The organism is Micromonospora sp. PLK6-60 (genome assembly GCF_019890675.1).
GTDB lineage: Bacteria > Actinomycetota > Actinomycetes > Mycobacteriales > Micromonosporaceae > Micromonospora.
Window position 1 is genome coordinate 73,483 of record NZ_JAIOAA010000014.1, and the last position, 17,090, is coordinate 90,572.

Annotated in this window: 14 protein-coding genes and 1 pseudogene; 4 read left to right on the forward strand and 11 right to left on the reverse strand. The window is 75.2% G+C overall.

Translation table 11 applies throughout. From position 1 onward, the window contains the following. The first annotated feature begins 335 nt into the window (after nucleotides 1-335). Nucleotides 336-1,607, forward strand: a complete 1,272-nt coding sequence (locus K7640_RS22880) for a glycosyltransferase family 4 protein (protein WP_222957012.1) — start codon at nucleotides 336-338, stop codon at nucleotides 1,605-1,607. A 333-nt stretch (nucleotides 1,608-1,940) separates the two neighbouring features. Here K7640_RS22880 and K7640_RS22885 read toward each other — a convergent pair whose 3' ends face one another. The 4 genes from K7640_RS22885 to K7640_RS22900 all read right to left on the reverse strand — a co-directional run bounded on the left by K7640_RS22885 (nucleotide 1,941) and on the right by K7640_RS22900 (nucleotide 7,032). Continuing rightward, complete coding sequence (locus K7640_RS22885) at nucleotides 1,941-3,224, reverse strand: citrate synthase (protein ID WP_222956942.1); 1,284 nt, start codon at nucleotides 3,222-3,224, stop codon at nucleotides 1,941-1,943. 169 nt (nucleotides 3,225-3,393) lie between these two features. Beyond that, on the reverse strand, nucleotides 3,394-5,448 hold the full coding sequence (locus K7640_RS22890) for a sulfatase-like hydrolase/transferase (RefSeq protein WP_222956943.1): 2,055 nt from the start codon (nucleotides 5,446-5,448) through the stop codon (nucleotides 3,394-3,396). Next, complete coding sequence (locus K7640_RS22895) at nucleotides 5,441-6,874, reverse strand: methyltransferase domain-containing protein (RefSeq protein ID WP_222956944.1); 1,434 nt, start codon at nucleotides 6,872-6,874, stop codon at nucleotides 5,441-5,443. The genes K7640_RS22890 and K7640_RS22895 overlap by 8 nt, the downstream gene beginning before the upstream one ends. 8 nt (nucleotides 6,875-6,882) lie before the next feature. Next, complete coding sequence (locus K7640_RS22900) at nucleotides 6,883-7,032, reverse strand: hypothetical protein (protein ID WP_222956945.1); 150 nt, start codon at nucleotides 7,030-7,032, stop codon at nucleotides 6,883-6,885. A 196-nt stretch (nucleotides 7,033-7,228) separates the two neighbouring features. Here K7640_RS22900 and K7640_RS22905 point away from each other — a divergent pair, with 196 nt between their 5' ends. Then, nucleotides 7,229-7,627, forward strand: coding sequence for a VOC family protein (locus tag K7640_RS22905; protein ID WP_222956946.1), 399 nt, complete (start codon nucleotides 7,229-7,231; stop codon nucleotides 7,625-7,627). Between the two features lie 45 nt (nucleotides 7,628-7,672). On the opposite strand, the gene K7640_RS22910 is transcribed toward K7640_RS22905, so the two are convergent. The 6 genes and pseudogenes from K7640_RS22910 to K7640_RS22935 form a co-directional block, all read right to left on the reverse strand. Beyond that, a complete protein-coding gene (locus K7640_RS22910; RefSeq protein ID WP_222956947.1) occupies nucleotides 7,673-8,353 on the reverse strand; it encodes a helix-turn-helix transcriptional regulator in 681 nt (226 codons plus the stop codon). A gap of 40 nt (nucleotides 8,354-8,393) precedes the next feature. Further along, complete coding sequence (locus K7640_RS22915; protein WP_222956948.1) at nucleotides 8,394-9,620, reverse strand: glycosyltransferase; 1,227 nt, start codon at nucleotides 9,618-9,620, stop codon at nucleotides 8,394-8,396. A 3-nt stretch (nucleotides 9,621-9,623) separates the two neighbouring features. Then, the gene (locus K7640_RS22920; RefSeq protein WP_222956949.1) at nucleotides 9,624-11,867 is read right to left on the reverse strand and encodes a glycosyltransferase family 39 protein; all 2,244 of its coding nucleotides are present in this window, start codon (nucleotides 11,865-11,867) and stop codon (nucleotides 9,624-9,626) included. Between the two features lie 48 nt (nucleotides 11,868-11,915). Continuing rightward, nucleotides 11,916-13,410, reverse strand: a pseudogene (locus K7640_RS22925) (sensor histidine kinase); the annotation flags it as partial. Continuing rightward, on the reverse strand, nucleotides 13,388-14,128 hold the full coding sequence (locus K7640_RS22930; protein ID WP_222957013.1) for a response regulator transcription factor: 741 nt from the start codon (nucleotides 14,126-14,128) through the stop codon (nucleotides 13,388-13,390). The gene K7640_RS22930 and the pseudogene K7640_RS22925, both read right to left, overlap by 23 nt. 76 nt (nucleotides 14,129-14,204) lie before the next feature. Beyond that, a complete protein-coding gene (locus tag K7640_RS22935) occupies nucleotides 14,205-14,438 on the reverse strand; it encodes a hypothetical protein (protein WP_222956951.1) in 234 nt (77 codons plus the stop codon). Nucleotides 14,439-14,627: 189 nt separating this feature from the next. Here K7640_RS22935 and K7640_RS22940 point away from each other — a divergent pair, with 189 nt between their 5' ends. Continuing rightward, a complete protein-coding gene (locus K7640_RS22940; protein ID WP_222956952.1) occupies nucleotides 14,628-15,575 on the forward strand; it encodes a serine/threonine-protein kinase in 948 nt (315 codons plus the stop codon). 69 nt (nucleotides 15,576-15,644) lie between these two features. Next, complete coding sequence (locus K7640_RS22945) at nucleotides 15,645-16,070, forward strand: OsmC family protein (RefSeq protein WP_222956953.1); 426 nt, start codon at nucleotides 15,645-15,647, stop codon at nucleotides 16,068-16,070. Between the two features lie 18 nt (nucleotides 16,071-16,088). Here K7640_RS22945 and K7640_RS22950 read toward each other — a convergent pair whose 3' ends face one another. Then, complete coding sequence (locus tag K7640_RS22950) at nucleotides 16,089-17,045, reverse strand: endonuclease/exonuclease/phosphatase family protein (protein WP_222956954.1); 957 nt, start codon at nucleotides 17,043-17,045, stop codon at nucleotides 16,089-16,091. Between the last annotated feature and the right edge of the window lie 45 nt (nucleotides 17,046-17,090).

The following is a 17,090-nucleotide window of genomic DNA, read 5'->3' on the forward strand; positions in this document are numbered from 1 at the left end:
ATCCACCCCTTCGGACCGTAACCGAAATCCGCCCTGGCGATGAGCGTGCGACGTTCGGGTGTCATCCGTCACGATGACCCTTTTCGAGATGCGCCGCGCCGCCCGATGGCCTTTGCTATGTGCGGGCGCGCGTCGCCGCGCGTCCGTCTCGGCCCTCGGCCACCCACCCACCTGAGTTCCCCGCCGCCATCGTCGCCGGCGCGTCCCACCCTGCACGGACGGAGATCGTTGTGAGCAACCCGCGGTCCGGCGCCCACCCGGATCGGACCTGCCGCCCCTCCCCCACCTCCACACCCCGGCCCCCGCTCGGCGGCGCCCGCCCGCTGCGGGTGCTGATGCTCTCCTGGGAATACCCGCCGGTGCTCGTCGGCGGACTCGGCCGGCACGTGCACGCCCTGTCGGTGTCGTTGGCCGCCGCCGGCCACGAGGTCACCGTCGTCACCCGGCACGCCGACGGCGCCCCGCTGGAGGAGTACGTCGACGGGGTCCGGGTGGTGCGCGCCGCCGAGGACCCGGTCACCTTCCCGCTGGCCACCGGGAGCCTGCTGGCCTGGACGATGGCCTTCAACCACACCCTGACCCGGGCCGCCCTGCGTGCCGCCTCCACCGGCGGCTACGACGTCGTGCACGCGCACGACTGGCTGGTCGCGCACGCCGCGATGACCGTGCGCGACCACCTCGACCTGCCGCTGGTCAGCACCATCCACGCCACCGAGGCGGGCCGGCACCAGGGCTGGCTGCCCGAGGAGATGAACCGCACCATCCACGGGGTGGAGCACTGGCTGGGCACCTCGTCGGTGCGGACGATCGTCTGCTCGGGCTACATGCGCGACGAGGTGACCTCGCTGTTCGGGGTGCCGGCCAACCGGGTCGACGTGGTGCCCAACGGCGTCGAGCCGCACCGCTGGCGGGTGCCGGTGGCCGCGGTCGCCGCCGCCCGGGCCCGGTTCGCCGCCGACGGCCCGCTGGTCACCTTCGCCGGCCGGCTGGTCTACGAGAAGGGCGTCCAGCACCTGCTGGCCGGGCTGCCCCGGCTGCGGGACCGGCACCCGGGGCTGCGCGCGGTGATCGTCGGCGACGGCCCGTACCGGCCGGAACTGCAGGCCGAGGTGCACCGGCTCGGGCTGGGCGGCACGGTCAGCATGCCCGGCTTCCTCGGCGGCACCGACCTGCCGGCCGTGATGGCCGCCTCGGACTGCTTCGCCGTGCCCAGCATCTACGAGCCGTTCGGCATGGTGGCCCTGGAGGGCGCCGCCGCCGGGGCCCCGCTCGCGGTCTCCGCCACCGGCGGGCTCGCCGAGATCGTCGAGCCGGGCGTGACCGGGATGACCTTCCGGCCGCACGACCCGGACGGCCTCAGCGACGCGGTGCACGCGCTGCTGTCCGACACCGATCGGGCCCGCGCCCTGGCCCGCCGCGCCCGGACCATGGTCGACGAGCAGTACGGCTGGGCGGCGATCGCCGGCCGCACCGCGGCGACGTACGCCTCGGCGATCACCCAGACGCCGGGCTTCGTCGCCGAGCAGGCCACCCACCAGATGACGTACGGCCGGCCCCGCCCGCTGATCCCCGACGGCAACCTCCTCGCCGCCGCCGGCCTCCGCTGAGGTGTAAGGAGGGTGCCCTTATTAACGCATTCTGCATAGCAAGGGCCCCTTCTTAACACCCCCCGCTCAGCGCACCCGCCTGCTGCGGGCCCCCGCGCTCGACATCCGGCATGTCGCGCTTCCGCAGGCCGGAAGGGTGCGACATGCGGCATGTGGCGCCCTCCGCGGGCCGCGACATGCGGCATGTGGCCCCTTCCGCGGGCCGGGAAGGCGGACGAACGAGGCCGCCGACCCGGTTCGGGTCGGCGGCCTCGGGTCAGCTCGCGGCAACGGGTGTTAAGCAGGGGCCCTTCCTATACCGGAGGCGTTAACAAGGGCACCTTCCTTGCACCGTCAGCGGGTGGTGATGTCGGTGTAGTTGCGCTCGGCGGCGCCGGTGTAGATCTGCCGGGGGCGGCCGATCTTCGTCTCCGGGTCGTTGATCATCTCGCGCCACTGGGCGATCCAGCCCGGCAGCCGGCCCAGCGCGAACAGGACGGTGAACATCTTGGTGGGGAAGCCCATGGCCTTGTAGATCAGGCCGGTATAGAAGTCCACGTTCGGGTAGAGCTTGCGGGAGACGAAGAAGTCGTCGGCGAGCGCGATCTCCTCCAGCTGCATCGCCAGGTCCAGCAGCGGGTCCGGCTTCTCCATCCGGCCGAGCACGTCCTGGGCGGCCTTCTTGACGATGGCGGCGCGCGGGTCGTAGTTCTTGTAGACCCGGTGGCCGAAGCCCATCAGCTTGACGCCGTCCTGCTTGTCCTTCACCTTGCGGACGAAGGACTGCACGTCGCCGCCGTCGACCTGGATCTTGTGCAGCATCTCCAGCACGGCCTGGTTGGCGCCGCCGTGCAGCGGGCCGAACAGCGCGTTCACGCCGGCCGAGACCGAGGCGAACAGGTTGGCGTTGCTGGAACCCACCAGCCGGACGGTGGAGGTGGAGCAGTTCTGCTCGTGGTCGGCGTGCAGCACGAAGAGCATGTCGAGCACGCGGGCCATCACCGGGTCGACCTCGTACGGCTCGGCCGGCACGCCGAAGGTCATCCGGAGGAAGTTCTCCACGTAGCCCAGCGAGTTGTCCGGGTAGAGCAGCGGCTGGCCGATCGCCTTCTTGTACGCGTACGAGGCGATGGTGGGGACCTTGGCCATCAGCCGGACCGTGGAGATCTCCACGTGCTCGGAGTCGAACGGGTCGAGGCTGTCCTGGTAGAAGGTCGAGATCGCGCTGACCGCCGACGAGAGCACCGCCATCGGGTGCGCCTCGCGCGGGAAGCCGTCGAAGAAGCGGCGCATCTCCTCGTGCAGCAGCGAGTGCCGGCGGATCCACTCGGTGAACTCGGTCAGCTGCTGCTGGGTCGGCAGCTCACCGTAGATCAGCAGGTAGGAGACCTCCAGGAAAGAGGACTTCTCCGCCAGCTGCTCGATCGGGTACCCGCGGTAGCGCAGGATCCCCGCGTCGCCGTCGATGTAGGTGATCTCGGACGAACAGGATGCGGTGTTGACGAACCCGGGGTCGTACGTGGTCATCCCGGTTTCCTTCAGCAGCTTGCTGACCCCGATGCCCGCGGGGCCCTCGACCGCGCTGTGCACCGGCATCGAGAGCTGCCCACCGGGGTGATCGAGCTTGACTTCCGTCATGTGGTCCCTCGCTTCGCCGGCGAAATCCTCGTTGAATTGCCTTCGCTTTTACCGTAGTCACGGCCCGGCCGATACCGCCCACCGTGGTTCGGGGGTGAGGTATGCGTCACCCGATTCCCGACCTGGATGATCGGAAACCCGCTCGCGCACCGGAAAGCGGAAGGCTACCTCAGGACAGCGTGAGGCGACGAAGCGTGTCACCGGGACCGACCCGGTAGACATCGAGCTGGTTCTCTCCCACCCGGTACAGCCGGTCGTCGGGGAGCAGGGCCGCGAAGCGCCGCCCGGCCGGGTCGGCCGGCACCACCGGGACCACCGCGCCGACCCGGCCGTTGACCGCCACGGCCAGCAGCGTGCCGTCCGGCACCGACGCCGGCACGGTGCCCCAGACCAGCGCGGGCAGCTCGCCGTCGTCCGCCCGGACGTCGCGGAACGCGGCCAGGTTCGCCACCGTGGCGCGGCCACCGCCGCCCGGTCGGGCACCCACCTCGGTGCCCACCAGCGGATGCACGGGTACGGGCGGCAGCGGCCCGGGCACCCCGCCGGTGATGGTGACCGGCTCCCCCGGCCGGTCGTAGAAGCGCTTGTCGGCGCGGTCGCGCGGCGACTGCCGGGCCGACCGGCCGTCGACCCGCCAGGGCAGCCGTACGTTGGCGTAGTCGGCGATGGTGGGCAGCAGGTCGACGTGCTCCCAGTTGCGGTCGTCCACCCGGCCGGTGCGCTGGCCCGGCTCCTTGACGAACATCGGCACCCAGGCGACCTGGTCGGCGGCGTGCTCGATCGCCCCCATCCCCCGGCCCTGCCAATCCTGGCGGAAGCTGACCCCGTGGTCGGCGGTCACCACGACCAAAGCCTTGTCGTACAGGCCGGAGGCGCGCAGGGTGCGCAGCGTCTCGCCGATCAGCCGGTCGGTGTAGCCGAGCTGGGCCAGGTGCCGGGCCCGGGCCAGGTCGACCCAGCCGGCGCCGTCGTTGGGCAGGTCCTCCGGCGCGTCGTAGCGCGCCCCGGACGGCAGGAACGCCCACGGCGCGTGCGGCATCAGCAGGTGCAGGAAGTGCAGCGTGGGGCGGGCGCTCGGGCGCAGCCCGGCGAGGAAGCTGGTGAACCGGGCCGGCTGGTTGTCGTCCAGGCTGTCGAAGCGGAACTTCGGGTCGTCCGGGACGGGCTCGGCCGCGTCCAGGCCCGCCTCGGCCGCGGTCTTCTCCCGGTACGACTCCTCCGGGTCGATCCGGCTGTCCACCGGCGCGGCGACCTGGCGCAGCAGCTTGCCGCTCTCCCGCACCAGCACGCCGAGGCCCTGCTCGGGGGTGCTCGGCTGCTCGCACCGGCTGGGTGGGCAGAGCCGGGTGATGCTCTCCTCGGCGCGCACCTCGTACAGGCCACCGAGGGCGGTGAAGAGGTTGTCCGGGTACTGCGAGTAGTGCGGCGCCACCCCCTTCGCCGGGTACCGGCCGGTGAGCATCGCCGGCAGCGCGTACGGGGTCCAGCCGCTGACCCCGGTGGCGTTGCGGTACCAGGTGGAGCCGCCGGCCAGCTCGGCGAAGTGCGGATAGCGGCCGGCGTCGACCTTGCCGTCCGGCCCGAGCAGCGACTGCAACGGGAACTCGTCCAGGACGATCATGACGATCGGCGGGTGCACGCCCGGGCCGGCCTGGCCGGCCGCGCCGCCCTCGCCGCGCGGCAGCACCACCGCCGAGGCGGGCGAGGCGAACAGGAACAGCAGCACGAACACCGGCGGGCCGATCGCGGCGACCCGCAGCACCCGGCCGGGGGCGCGCCAGCGCCGGTGCGCGGCCGCCCCGGCGGCGCCGGCCAGCGCCGCGACCAGCAGCAGCGGTACGCCCCGTAGCGGCGTCACGTGCCGCCCCACCTGCACGGCGAGGGCGGCGAGCAGCAGTCCCACGAACCCGGTGTGCACCGCCGCCCGGACCGCCCGGCCGGCCAGCCGGCTGGCCGCGCCGAGCAGTGCCACCGGCAGCGTCGGCACCACCGCGATCAGCGCCACCAGCAGCAGCACGTCCCGCTGCCGGGCCCGGTGGAACAGGAAGAAGTCGGGGCTGCGGCCGAGCACGTCCAGCACCGGCTGGGTGACCACCAGGCCGACCAGGGCGACCACCTCCAGCGCCCGGCGCAGCTCCGGCCGCCACCGGGCCGGTGCGGCGCGCCCGGCCGATTCGGGGGCGGCCGGCGGCGCGGCGGTGGGGGCCAGCGCGGGCTCAGCCACCCACCATCACCTGGTAGAGGGTGCGGGTGCCCGAGGGCAGTTCGAGGCGCTGCACCAGCCGGCAGCGGCCGGTGAGCAGCCGTTCGAACTCTTCGGGGCGGTAGTCGGGGAAGAGGCCGTCGGGCTTGTTGGCCAGCAGCCGGCGCGCCATCGGGTCCTCCGGGTGGACGAACTCGACGACCAGCCGGCCGCCGGGCGCGCACCAGCTGGTGAGGCAGTCGACGACCTCCGGCAGCGGCACGTTGCGCCCGATGGCCAGGTGGTGCACCAGGGCCAGGGCGAGCACCACGTCCGCGCGGGCCGCCCGGGCGGCGAAGCCGGCCCGTTCGACGCCGCGCCAGCCGCCGCCGGGCGACGGGTCGGCGAGGTCCATCACCAGCGGCAGGATCCGCCGCTCCCGATCGGCGCGCAGCCCGCGGTACAGCTCGTCGACGACCGCCGGGTCCTGCTCGACCGCCACCACGTAGCGGGCGTGCCGAGCGGCGAGGCGGGCGTACCGGCCGTCGTTGGCGCCCAGGTCCAGCACCAGGTCCGGCTCGGCGGCGGCGGTGACCGCGTCGGCCACGAACCGTTCCTTGGCCACCCGGTCCTGGCCGGTGTAGCCGCAGGTGCGCTGGTAGTCCGACCAGTGGCTGGCGCCGGGGCGGTGGTCGAGCCGGCCGACCAGCTTCGCCAGCCCGCGCACGGTGGCCAGGGCGAGCTCGCGGGAGTAGCCGGCGGCGCGCAGCTGCGCCCGGACGTCGGAGGTGCTCGCGGCGGCGTTGCGCCGCTGCATCGCGCCGTGCAGGTGGACGTGGGTGGGTACGCCCGGCAGCAGCCGCCGGGCGCCGCCGAAGATGCGGCGCATCTGCTCGGGCTCGACCCCGTCGACGCGGGCCCGCAGGAACGGCTGGAAGTCCAGGCCGAGGTGGGCCTGCAGCAGCAGCGGATAGAGCAGGGTCTGGCAGAACTGCCGGTAGCCCGCCCAGGGCTCGCCGTCGCGGGCCGGGGCGAACGAGCCGACGTCGATGAAGACCGGGTCGACGCCGCGCCACTGGAGGTTGTAGGCCGAGCCGTCCTTGGTGGTGAAGCCGCCGGCCAGGGCGGTGCGCAGGATCTCCAGGTGCAGCAGCGCCGCGTCGCGCAGCATGGCGAACGACCACTCGTACGGGTGCGAGACGAACGGGATCCGCTCGTGCCGCAGCACGGCGGCCCACTCGCCGCCGTCGGACGGCAGCGGGCCGGCCGGGTCGACCAGTTCGGTGCCGCAGACCTTGCCCTCGGCCATCAGCGCCGGGAAGAAGTCGGTGCCGGCCAGGGCGTGCCAGTCGGCCGCGGCGCCGGCGTCCAGCGCCCGCAGCACGTCCGAACCGGCGTGGAAGACCCGGTTCGCCGGGTCCCGGAACGAGCCGGGCTCGGCCCGCAGGTCGCCGTCGGGGATCACCATCGCGCGGGTCAGCCCTGGTCGGTGGGCTGGCGGCGGAACCGGGCGACCAGGCGGCGCCAGTAGAGCTTCGCGGCCACCGCCGCCCCCGCCACGCCGCCGACCACCGCCTGCACGATCAGGCTGCCGGATCCCGCGTCCAGGTAGGCCAGGTGCATCACCGCCCGCTCCTCTCCCTCGCCCGCTGTTGCCCGGCACGACCCGGGCCGCACCGCTGGGGTTTATGGCCGGTTAAGCCGGACTTGCCTCACTTGTCACCGTACGCGAACGGTGCCGGCCTGTCGGCCACACCAGGACACTCCGTCCGGTCCGTTTCGTTCAAGACCGGGCCGCGCCCGGCCGCGTAGCGTCCCCGACATGGCACCTCACCTCGACCTGATCGGCACGGTCGTCACCGACATGGCCCGCACCCTGGCCTTCTATCGCCGGCTCGGCCTGGACGTGCCGGCCGGCGCCGACACCGAACCGCATGTGGAGATCACCCTGCCCAACGGGCTGCGGCTGGCCTGGGACACGGTGGAGACCATCCGGAGCTTCCATCCGGACTTCCACCTGCCGACCGGCCCGTCCCGCGGCAGCCTGGCGTTCCGGTGCGACAGCCCGGCCGAGGTGGACCGGTACTGGACGGAGCTGACCGAGGCCGGCTACCACGGCGAACTGCCGCCGTGGGACGCCTTCTGGGGCCAGCGGTACGCCGTGCTGCACGACCCGGACGGCAACGGGGTGGACCTGTTCGCCCCGCTCGGCGAGCAGTAGCCCGACCGGCCCGCCGACCGGCGGCGCGCTCGACCAGCCGACCCGTCAGCCGGCGAGCAGCGCGGTCGGCGGCGCCCCGGCCAGCTCGCGGACGTCGCGGGTCAGGTGCGCCTGGTCGGCGTACCCGGTCCGGGCGGCCACCTCGGCCAGCCCGACGCCGGTCCGGGCGAGCGCCAGCGCCCGGCGCATCCGCAGGATGCGGGCGAGGGTCTTCGGGCCGTACCCGAACAGGGCCTGGCTGCGCCGGTGCAGCAGGCGCGGGCCGAGCCCGACCTCGGCGGCGGCCGTGGCCACCGGCGCGCCGGTGGCGAGCAGCGCGGCCACTCGCGGCCCGAGCGGGTCGGGACCACCGGCGGCGGCGAGCCGCCCGGCGGCGATCGCGGTCAGCCCGGCACCGGTCGGGTGCTCCGCCAGCCGCTCGGCCGCCTCGTCCGCCGCCCGGCCCCAGAGCGCCGCCAGCGGCACCCGGCGGTCCCGCAGCTCGTCTGCGGGCACCCCGAACACCGCCGGACCGACGCCCGGGGGCAGCCGCAGGCCGAGCCAGCGCTCCCCCGGCGCGGCGAGGCTGCGGTACGCCGTCCGGTCCGGCCCGGCCACCAGCAGCCCGGACCGGCTGGACCAGAGCAGGTCGAGGCAGCCGTCCGGCAGTACCCGGGTGGGCGCCCCGTCGCTGACGGCGGCCCAGAGCACCGCGCCCGCGATCCCGGCCGGTCGTTCCCGATACACGCCGACCAGCGTGCCACGACCGGGCCGGGACGCGCGCGCCTCAGCGGCGGTGGTGCATGGCGAGGCGCAGCAGCGCGAAGCGCAGCACCGTGGCGGCCAGGTTGGCGACCACCAGCACCGCCGGCTCCAGGATCCGCGGTGGGTGGGCGACGACCGCGTGCAGCACGGCGAGTGAGCCGCTGGTCAACGCCAGGCCCAACCCGAAGGCCAGCAGGCCCTGGAGGTGGTGCCGGCCGGCGTGCCGGCGACCGGTGACGCCGAAGGTGAGCCGCCGGTTGGCCGCCGTGTTCGCGATCGCGGTGAGCAGCAACGCCACCAGGTTCGCCGCCTGCGCCCCGAGGACCGGCCGGGTCGCCACGAACAGCGCCAGGTAGGCAAGCGTGCTGGCCACCCCGATCGCGGCGAACCGGGCCAGTTGCCGGGGCAGGCCCGCCGGCACCCGGGCCGGGGGCGGACTCAGCGGCGCCCGGCCCAGTTGCTCGCGCAACCGCCCCAGGGGCAGCGCGCCGGTCAGCAGGGCCCGGCCGAGCCGGCCGATGCCCCGCAGGTCGGCCAGGGCGGTGGCGACCAGCTCCACCCGGCTGTCCGGGTCGTCCACCCAGTCCACCGGCACCTCGTGGATGCGCAGCCCGGCCCGCTGGGCCAGCACCAGCAGTTCGGTGTCGAAGAACCAGCCGGTGTCGCGCACCAGCGGCAGCAGCTCGCGCGCCACGTCCGCGCGGATCGCCTTGAAGCCGCACTGCGCGTCGGAGAACCGCACCGCGAGGGTGCCGCGCAGCAGCAGGTTGTAGCCGCGGGAGATGATCTCCCGCTTGGGCCCGCGCACCACCCGGGACGTCCGCGCCAGCCGGGTGCCGATGGCCAGGTCGGAGTGGCCGGAGATGAGCGGCGCGACCAGCGGCAGCAGCGCGGCGAGGTCGGTGGAGAGGTCCACGTCCAGGTAGGCCAGCACCGGCGCGTCGGAATCCGACCAGGCCGCCCGCAGCGCCCGGCCCCGGCCCTTCTCGGCCAGGTGCCGCACCCGCACGTCGGGCAGTTCGGCGGCGAGCGCCTCGGCCACCGCGAGGGTGCCGTCCACGCTCGCGTTGTCCGCCACGGTGATCCGGAACGGGTACGGGAAGTGCGCGCTCAGGTGCGCGTGCAGCCGGCGTACGCAGGGTTCGAGGTCGGCCTCCTCGTTGTACACCGGCACCACCAGGTCCAGCACCACGGTCCGCGCCTGGGTGGGCGTCTGCACGGCCGGGCGCTCCGCGCTGGAAGGGATCATGCCTCAGCCCTGCTTTCCGCTGCTCAGGTCATAGACGGTGACCCCGTCGACGGTCCGCGACTCGAAGTTCTCGGCCACCCAGGTGGCGATCTCCTGCGACGCGGTGCTGCCGCCGGTGGCCCGGAACCCGCCACCGCCGATGAACCAGTGGATCCGCCCGGCCGCCACGTGCGCCTGAAACTGGGCGAGCGTCGGCGCCGGGTCGCTGCCGTTGAAGCCACCCACCGGCATCACCGGCGCACCGGTCGCCAACTGGTAGCCGGAGGCGTTGTTCGAGCCGACCGTGGCCGCCACCCAGGTGTACGCGTCGGCGTCGGCCGTCAGCAGCTGCTTCAGTTCGGCGCTCGGCTCGCGGCTGTCGAGCAGACCGCCCATGCCACCGCGCTGGCCCGGCCCGCCGGGGAACCCGCCGGCGCCGTTCGGACTGCCGCCGCCCGGGAAGCCGGGAAACTGCCCGCCGGGGAAGCCGGGAAACTGCGGCCCGGCCTGGCCCGGCGCGCCGTTCTGGCCGCCGTCCGGGCGGCCCGGGAACCGGCCGTCGCGCTGCCCGTCCGGGAGAGCCCGGCCGCCGGGGAAGCCGCCCCGGCCGGGGCCGAACCCGCCCTGCCCGGCCGGGCCGGCCGTCGGGATGGCGCCGGTGTGCGGGGTGGCCGCGGTCTGCGCCGCGTAGGCCGCCGGGCCGGCGAGCGCCGCCACCGCGCCGAGGATCAGCCCGAGCGGCACCGCGCGCCGGGCCCACCGGTGGGTGAGCAGCAGCAGCGCCACCGCCAGCAGGCCGGCGGCCGGCACCGCGACCCGCAGCCACGGCTGCCAGTCGGGGCTGCGCCCGAGCAGTCGCCAGGACCACCAGACGGTCACCGCGAGGGTTATCGCGAGCGTGCCGGTGGCGACCAGCGCCCGAGCACCACCGGGGCGGGTGGTGGCCGGCGCCCACTCGCCGCCCGGGCCGGCGGTGTCCGTGGCTGCCGGGGCCGGCGCGGTGCGCACCCGCCAGAGCAGGACCACCCCGCTGCCGACCAGCGCGCCGACCGCCGGCGCCAGCGCCACCGTGTAGTAGGCGTGGAAGATGCCGGACATGAAGCTGAAGATCAGCCCGGTGACCAGCAGCCACCCGCCCCAGAGCAGCAGCCCGGCCCGGGCGCGGTCGGTGCGGGCCGCCCGGCCGGCGAGCACCAGGCCGGCGACCAGCAGGATCAGCGCGGCCGGCAGCAGCCAGGAGATCTGGCCGCCGACCTCGGTGTCGAACATCCGCAGCCAGCCGGTCTGGCCGGAGAACGGGCCCCCGCCGCCGACGCGGCCCTCCTCGTCGCCGGTGATCCGGCCCAGGCCGTTGTAGCCGAGGGTGAGTTCCAGGATGCTGTTGTGCTGCGAGCCGCCGACGTAGGGCCGGGCGGCGGCCGGCACCAGCTCGACCACCGCCACCCACCAGCCGGCCGCGACCAGCACCGCCAGCCCGGCCAGCAGCAGCTGACGGATCCGACGCCACAGCCCGGTCGGCGCGGCCAGCAGATAGACCGCCGCGAACACGGGGATCACCAGGAACGCCTGCAGCATCTTGGTGAGGAAGCCCAGGCCGACCAGCGCCCCGACGGCGACGATCCACCGGGTGCTGGCCGTCTCCACCGCGCGCACCGTGGCGTACGCGGCGAGCACCAGCGCCAGCACCAGCAGCGCGTCGGGGTTGTTGAACCGGAACATCAGCACCGCGACCGGGGTGAGCGCGAGCACCGCCCCGGCGATCAGGCCGGCGACCGGCCCGTACCAGCGGCGGACGGTGGCGAACAGCACGCCGACGGTGGCCACGCCGAGCAGCGCCTGCGGCACCAGGATGGACCAACTGCTCAGGCCGAACACCCGCACCGACAGGGCCATCAGCCACAACGAGGCGGGCGTCTTGTCCACGGTGATCGAGTTGGCCGCGTCGGAGGATCCGTAGAACAACGCCTTCCAGCTCTGCGAGCCGGCCTGCGCGGCCGCCGAGTAGAACGAGTTGGCCCAGCCCGAGTCGCCCAGCCCCCAGAGGTACAGCACCCCGGTGGCCAGCAGCAGCACGGCCAGCGCGGGCCGCACCCAGCGCGGGTCCCGCACCGGCGGCGCGGCCCCCGGCGGCGCGGCGGGCACGGCCGTAGCCGGCTGCTCGGGCGCCGGGCTCGCGGTCCCATCGGGTGCGGTTTCCCGGCTCGCGGATGTCCCGACTTGCGGCGCCGGTCCGGCCGGCGGGGTCAACAGGCTTCTCGTCGCGTCCATGCCGGCCAGCCTGGCCGGCGCCGTTGTGCCGCACCGATGGCCGGGCTGTGCGTCAGCTGTGGAGTTCGGGCAGGCGGACCGTGAAGACGGTCCGCCCCGGCTCGCTGGCCAGCCGGACGGTGCCGTGGTGCGCCGCCACCACCGCGGCCACGATGGCCAGGCCGAGGCCGGTGCTGCCGTGTTCCCGGGACCGGGAGCTGTCCCCGCGGGCGAACCGTTCGAACACCTCGTCGCGCAGCTCGGGCGGCACCCCGGGGCCGTCGTCGGCGACGCTGAGCTCCACCGCGCCGTCCACCCGGGCCAGTCGGGTGGTGACCGTGGTGCCCGGCGGGGTGTGCACCCGGGCGTTCGCCAGCAGGTTCGCCACCACCTGGTGCAGCCGCGCGGCGTCGCCGGGCACGTCGACCACCTCGTCGGGCAGGTCCAGCCGCCACCGGTGCCCGGGCCCGGCGACGTGCGCGTCGGCGACCGCCTCGACGACCAGCGCCGTGAGGTCGACCGGCTCGGTGACCAGCGGCCGGCCGGCGTCGAGGCGGGCCAGCAGCAGCAGGTCGTCGACGAGCCCGGTCATCCGGGTGCTGGCCGACTCCACCCGGCGCAGCGCGAGCGCCACGTCGGGCGGCACCCGGTCCCGGCCGCGCCGGGCCACCTCCGCGTAGCCGCGGATCGCCGCCAGCGGCGTACGCAGCTCGTGGCTGGCGTCGGCGACGAACTGGCGGACCCGGGTCTCGCTGGCCTGCCGGGCGGTGAGCGCGGCGGCGACGTGCCCCAGCATCCGGTTCAGCGCCGCGCCCACCTGCCCGACCTCGGTGCGCGGGTCGGCGTCGGGCACCCGCACGGACAGGGCCACCTCGCCCCGGTCCAGGGGCAGCTCGGTGACCCGGGTGGCGGTGGCGGCCACCCGGTTGAGCGGGCGCAGCGTGGCCCGCACGATCAGCGCGCCGAGGCTGCCCGCCACCAGCAGGCCGGCCGTCACCACCCCGGCCTGCGCCACCAGCATCCACCAGACGGTCTGCTGGACCCCGGTCAGCGGGTACGCCACGGCGATGACGTCGCCGTCCGGCGCGGTGCGGGCCACCGCCCGGTAGTCGCCGCGCTCGCCGAGGTCGACGGTGCGGGGCCGCCCGTCGCGGGGCAGCCCGGTCAACGGGGCGACCGCGTCGACGGGCAGGTCGGCCAGCTCGCCGTCGGCGGTGCGGATCCGTGCCCGGGTGTCCCCGTCGGCGATCCGGACGGCCACCGAGCCCACCGGGAACCCGGGCGGCGGCTCCGCCGCCCGCTGCGCGCCGAGGGGCCACTGCCGGTCCCGGTCGGGCCGCAGCCACGGGGGCAGCTCGCCGCGGCGCCCGTTGTCCAGGGTGATCTGCTCGTCGACCCGGGCGATCAGGAAGTGCCGCAGGGCGACGGTGGTGAGCCCGCCGATGCCGATGCTGACCAGGGCGAGCAGCAGCACCACGGAGACCACCAGGCGCCGCCGCAGCGACCAGCCGGCCAGCCAGCGCCGCAGCCGCCCGAGCCGGTCACTCCGCGGGCTTGAGGACATACCCGGCGCCCCGCAGGGTGTGGATCATCGGTGCCCGGCCCGCGTCGATCTTCTTGCGCAGGTACGAGATGTAGAGCTCGACGACGTTGGCCTGGCCGCCGAAGTCGTAGCTCCAGACCCGGTCGAGGATCTGCGCCTTGCTCAGCACCCGGCGCGGGTTGCGCATCAGGTACCGCAGCAGTTCGAACTCGGTGGCGGTCAGGGTGATCAACTGCCCGTCCCGGCGGACCTCGTGGCTGTCCTCGTCCAGGCTCAGGTCGCCGACGGTGAGCACGGCGTCCTCCCGGGCGGCGACCGCGAAGCCGGAGCGGCGCAGCAGCGCCCGCAACCGGGCGATCACCTCCTCCAGGCTGAACGGCTTGGTGACGTAGTCGTCGCCGCCGACGGTGAGCCCGGCGACCCGCTCCTCGACGGCGTCCCGGGCGGTCAGGAAGAGCACCGGCACGGTGGGGCTCTGCTCGCGCAGCCGGCGCAGCACCTGGAACCCGTCCAGATCCGGCAGCATGACGTCGAGGACCACCGCGTCCGGCTGGAACTGCCGGGCCGCGCTCAGCGCGGCCGTCCCGTCGCCCGCGCTGCGCACCTGCCAGCCCTCGTAGCGCAGCGCCATCGAGAGCAGGTCGGTGAGGGTGGGCTCGTCGTCGACCACCAGCACCCGCACTGGCTCACCGTCGGGTCGGCGCAGCTCGATCCGGCCCTGCGCGGCCTGCCCCTCCATGACCATGCCCCCATCGTCGGCCCGCTCCCTGTGCCGCGCCTCTGCGGCGCCTGTGTGCCCGCTGTACGGGGTCCGGCTACTCGCCGGCGCCGAGCGGGTAGGTGTGCACGAACCGCATCGTCCAGCCGCCGGCCGGGTCCGGGCGGTCCCGCTCGTAGAGGTGGTCGGGGCCGGTGCCGCCCGCCGGTGCCGGGCCGTCCGGATGCCGCAGCACCCAGCGGGGCGGCGGGCCGCCGTCCGCCTCGGCGGGCAGCGTCCGGACCAGGTCGTGGGCCGGCCCGCCGACGAACCGTACGCGCACCTCAGCCATCGTCGACCACCGTCCGTCGCGACGCCGACACCCCGGGTGACGCCGGCCCTGCCCGCACGCTACCGCAGCGCCGGCCCGCCCTCCGCCGACCCGCACGCAGAACGGTTTGCCCTGCTCGCGGCCCGGGTATCGGGTCCGGCAGCGCCGGCTGCGGGCCGGCGGGAACGGGCACGACGACGAGGAGCACCGATGCGCACGCTGGCCGGGCGGTACGAGCTCGAGCAGCGGATCGGCATCGGCGGCATGTCGGAGGTGTGGCGCGCGCACGACGTGGTGCTGGACCGGCCGGTCGCGGTGAAGCTGATGGCCCCGGACGGGCGGGACGAGCGGGCCTCGGTGGAGCGGATCCGGGCCGAGGCCCGGTCGGCCGCCCGGCTGGTGCACCCCAACGTGGCCAGCGTGCACGACTTCGGCACGGCGACGACGGTGCCGGGACGCGAGTCGCCGTACATCGTGATGGAGCTGGCCGAGGGCGAGACGCTCGCCAGCCACCTGCGCGCCGGCCCGCTGGACTGGCGCATCGGGGTGCGGGTGTGCGCCGAGATCAGCGCCGCGCTGGCCGCCGCCCACGCGCACGGCATCGTGCACCGGGACGTGAAGCCGGCCAACGTGATCCTCACCCCGGCAGGGGTCAAGGTGCTCGACTTCGGCATCGCCACTCCGGCCGGCGCACCGGACCGGACACCGGACGGCATGGTGGTGGGCACCCCCGCCTACCTGGCCCCCGAGCAGTTCGACCGGCGGCCGGCCACCCCGGCGGCCGACATCTACGCGCTGGGCGTGCTGCTCTACTACTGCCTCACCGGGCGGTTGCCGTACCCGGCCGACTCGACCACCCAGCTGCTCGGGCTGCGGCGGCGGCAGGCCCCCGAACCGCTGCCCGAGGTGCCCGGACTGCCCGCCGAGGTGGCCGAGCTGTGCCAGCGCTGCCTCGACGACGACCCGGCCAACCGACCCACCAGCCTGGTCGCCGCGCTGGTGCTCGCCGAGGCGGTGGACGCCCGGGTGTACGTGCCGATGATGGCGGCGGTCCCCCGCCCGCGCACCCCGGCCGTCTCGCCGTGGACCGAGCGCGCCGCGGCCGAGGTGACCGAGGCGGCCCAGATCACCGACTGGGACACGATGGCCGAGCGCTGAGCTGGGCGGACGCGCCGTTTCACCGGTGCCGGGCCGGGTAGCCGTCGGGTCGACGACGGGAGGAACGCCATGCCGGATCCCAGTTCCTGGCTGCACGAGGCCACGGCGACCGCCGCGGGAGGTCACGTACGCACCGACGACGGCGGGCTGTCCACGGCGCTGGCGTCCCCGTTGGCGCCGCACTGCACCGGGCTGACCCCGGAGCAGCTGCTCGCCGCGGCGTTCGCGTCCTGCCTGCACCACGCGGCGGTGGAGGTCGCGGGCGAGATCACCGACGAGGCGCACACCGTCCAGGTGACCGCCGAGGCGAGGCTGGGGCGCGACGACGACGGCCGGTACCGCGCCGACGTGCACGCGTCGATCTCCTCGGCCGGGCTGACCCGGGAGCAGTTGGCCACCCTGGTCGAGCACGCGGACCGGCTCTGGCCCTTCTCCAGCGGGGACAGCACCCGGCACCGGTTGACCGTCGCTGCGGCGGAGAACGGCCGGCACTGAGCCGGCGGGCGCCGCTGGTCAGCGGAAACCGGCGGTCACCGCCCGATGGTCGCTGTCCGGGGTGGCCAGCACGCCGGCGGTGGTGGGGGTGAGCCCCCGATAGAGCACGTGGTCGGGGCGGGTCAGCGGCAGCCGGGCCGGCCAGGTGAAACCGAAGCCCCGGCCGGCGTCCGCCTGGGCGTCACGCAGCAGCCGGCCGAGCGGCCGGAAGGACCGGTCGGTGCTGGCCGTGTTGAGGTCGCCGAGCACGACCAGCCGCGGCGCCGGATCCGCCCGTACGGCCGCGGCCAGCGCCTCGACGGTGCCGTCGCGGGTGGTGGTCTGCCCGGCGCGGGCCGACCCGAGGTGGGCCACGTACACCGTGACGTCCCCGCCGGGCGCGGCGACCACGGCCCGCAGGGCCCGGGTCCAGCCCAACCCGGTGTCCACCCCGTCCTCGGCGCGGATCGGGTAGCGGCTGTACAGCGCGACGGTGGAGACGGCCGCGCGGTGCGGGTACCGGGCGGCCAGCGGCGCGGCGATTCGGCCGTCGTCGGCGACCTCCTGCAGGGCGATCAGATCCGGTTCGGTGCGCAGCAGCGCGGCGACGGTGGCCGCCGGGTCGGGATTGTCGGCGCGCAGGTTCTGGCTGGCCACCCGGAGCCCGGTGGGCTCGCCGGAGGCGCGGGACGGCAACCAGGCGGCCCCGTGCTGGACCGACCAGATCACCGCGGGGAGCAGTACGGCGACCAGGGCCCACCGCGAGCGGCGCAGCACCGCGGCCAGCGCCAGCGGCGGCACGGCCAGCCCGAGCAGCGGGGTGGCGCTGTCCAGCAGGCTGCCGAAGCCCCGCACGTTGGGCACCAGGCCGTGGCCCACCAGGACGGCGGCGAGCAGCACGGCGAGCACGCCGACGACCAGGCCGCGCGCCGGCCGCCGGGCCCGCTCGCGGTCCGGGGCGGGCTCGTCGAGCACGCCGCCGATCACCGCCCGCATGCGCTGCGGGGCCGACGGGCCCTCCCCGGGTCGGTGCGGGGCCCC

Excerpts from the sequence above, each read along its gene's own strand:
- K7640_RS22880 (WP_222957012.1), top strand. The coding sequence starts at position 336 with ATGCTCTCCTGGGAATACCCGCCGGTGCTCGTCGGCGGACTCGGCCGG.
- K7640_RS22885 (WP_222956942.1), bottom strand. The coding sequence starts at position 3,224 with ATGACGGAAGTCAAGCTCGATCACCCCGGTGGGCAGCTCTCGATGCCG.
- K7640_RS22895 (WP_222956944.1), bottom strand. The coding sequence starts at position 6,874 with ATGGTGATCCCCGACGGCGACCTGCGGGCCGAGCCCGGCTCGTTCCGG.
- K7640_RS22905 (WP_222956946.1), top strand. The coding sequence starts at position 7,229 with ATGGCACCTCACCTCGACCTGATCGGCACGGTCGTCACCGACATGGCC.
- K7640_RS22915 (WP_222956948.1), bottom strand. The coding sequence starts at position 9,620 with ATGATCCCTTCCAGCGCGGAGCGCCCGGCCGTGCAGACGCCCACCCAG.
- K7640_RS22920 (WP_222956949.1), bottom strand. The coding sequence starts at position 11,867 with ATGGACGCGACGAGAAGCCTGTTGACCCCGCCGGCCGGACCGGCGCCG.
- K7640_RS22930 (WP_222957013.1), bottom strand. The coding sequence starts at position 14,128 with ATGGAGGGGCAGGCCGCGCAGGGCCGGATCGAGCTGCGCCGACCCGAC.
- K7640_RS22935 (WP_222956951.1), bottom strand. The coding sequence starts at position 14,438 with ATGGCTGAGGTGCGCGTACGGTTCGTCGGCGGGCCGGCCCACGACCTG.
- K7640_RS22940 (WP_222956952.1), top strand. The coding sequence starts at position 14,628 with ATGCGCACGCTGGCCGGGCGGTACGAGCTCGAGCAGCGGATCGGCATC.
- K7640_RS22945 (WP_222956953.1), top strand. The coding sequence starts at position 15,645 with ATGCCGGATCCCAGTTCCTGGCTGCACGAGGCCACGGCGACCGCCGCG.
- K7640_RS22950 (WP_222956954.1), bottom strand. The coding sequence starts at position 17,045 with ATGCGGGCGGTGATCGGCGGCGTGCTCGACGAGCCCGCCCCGGACCGC.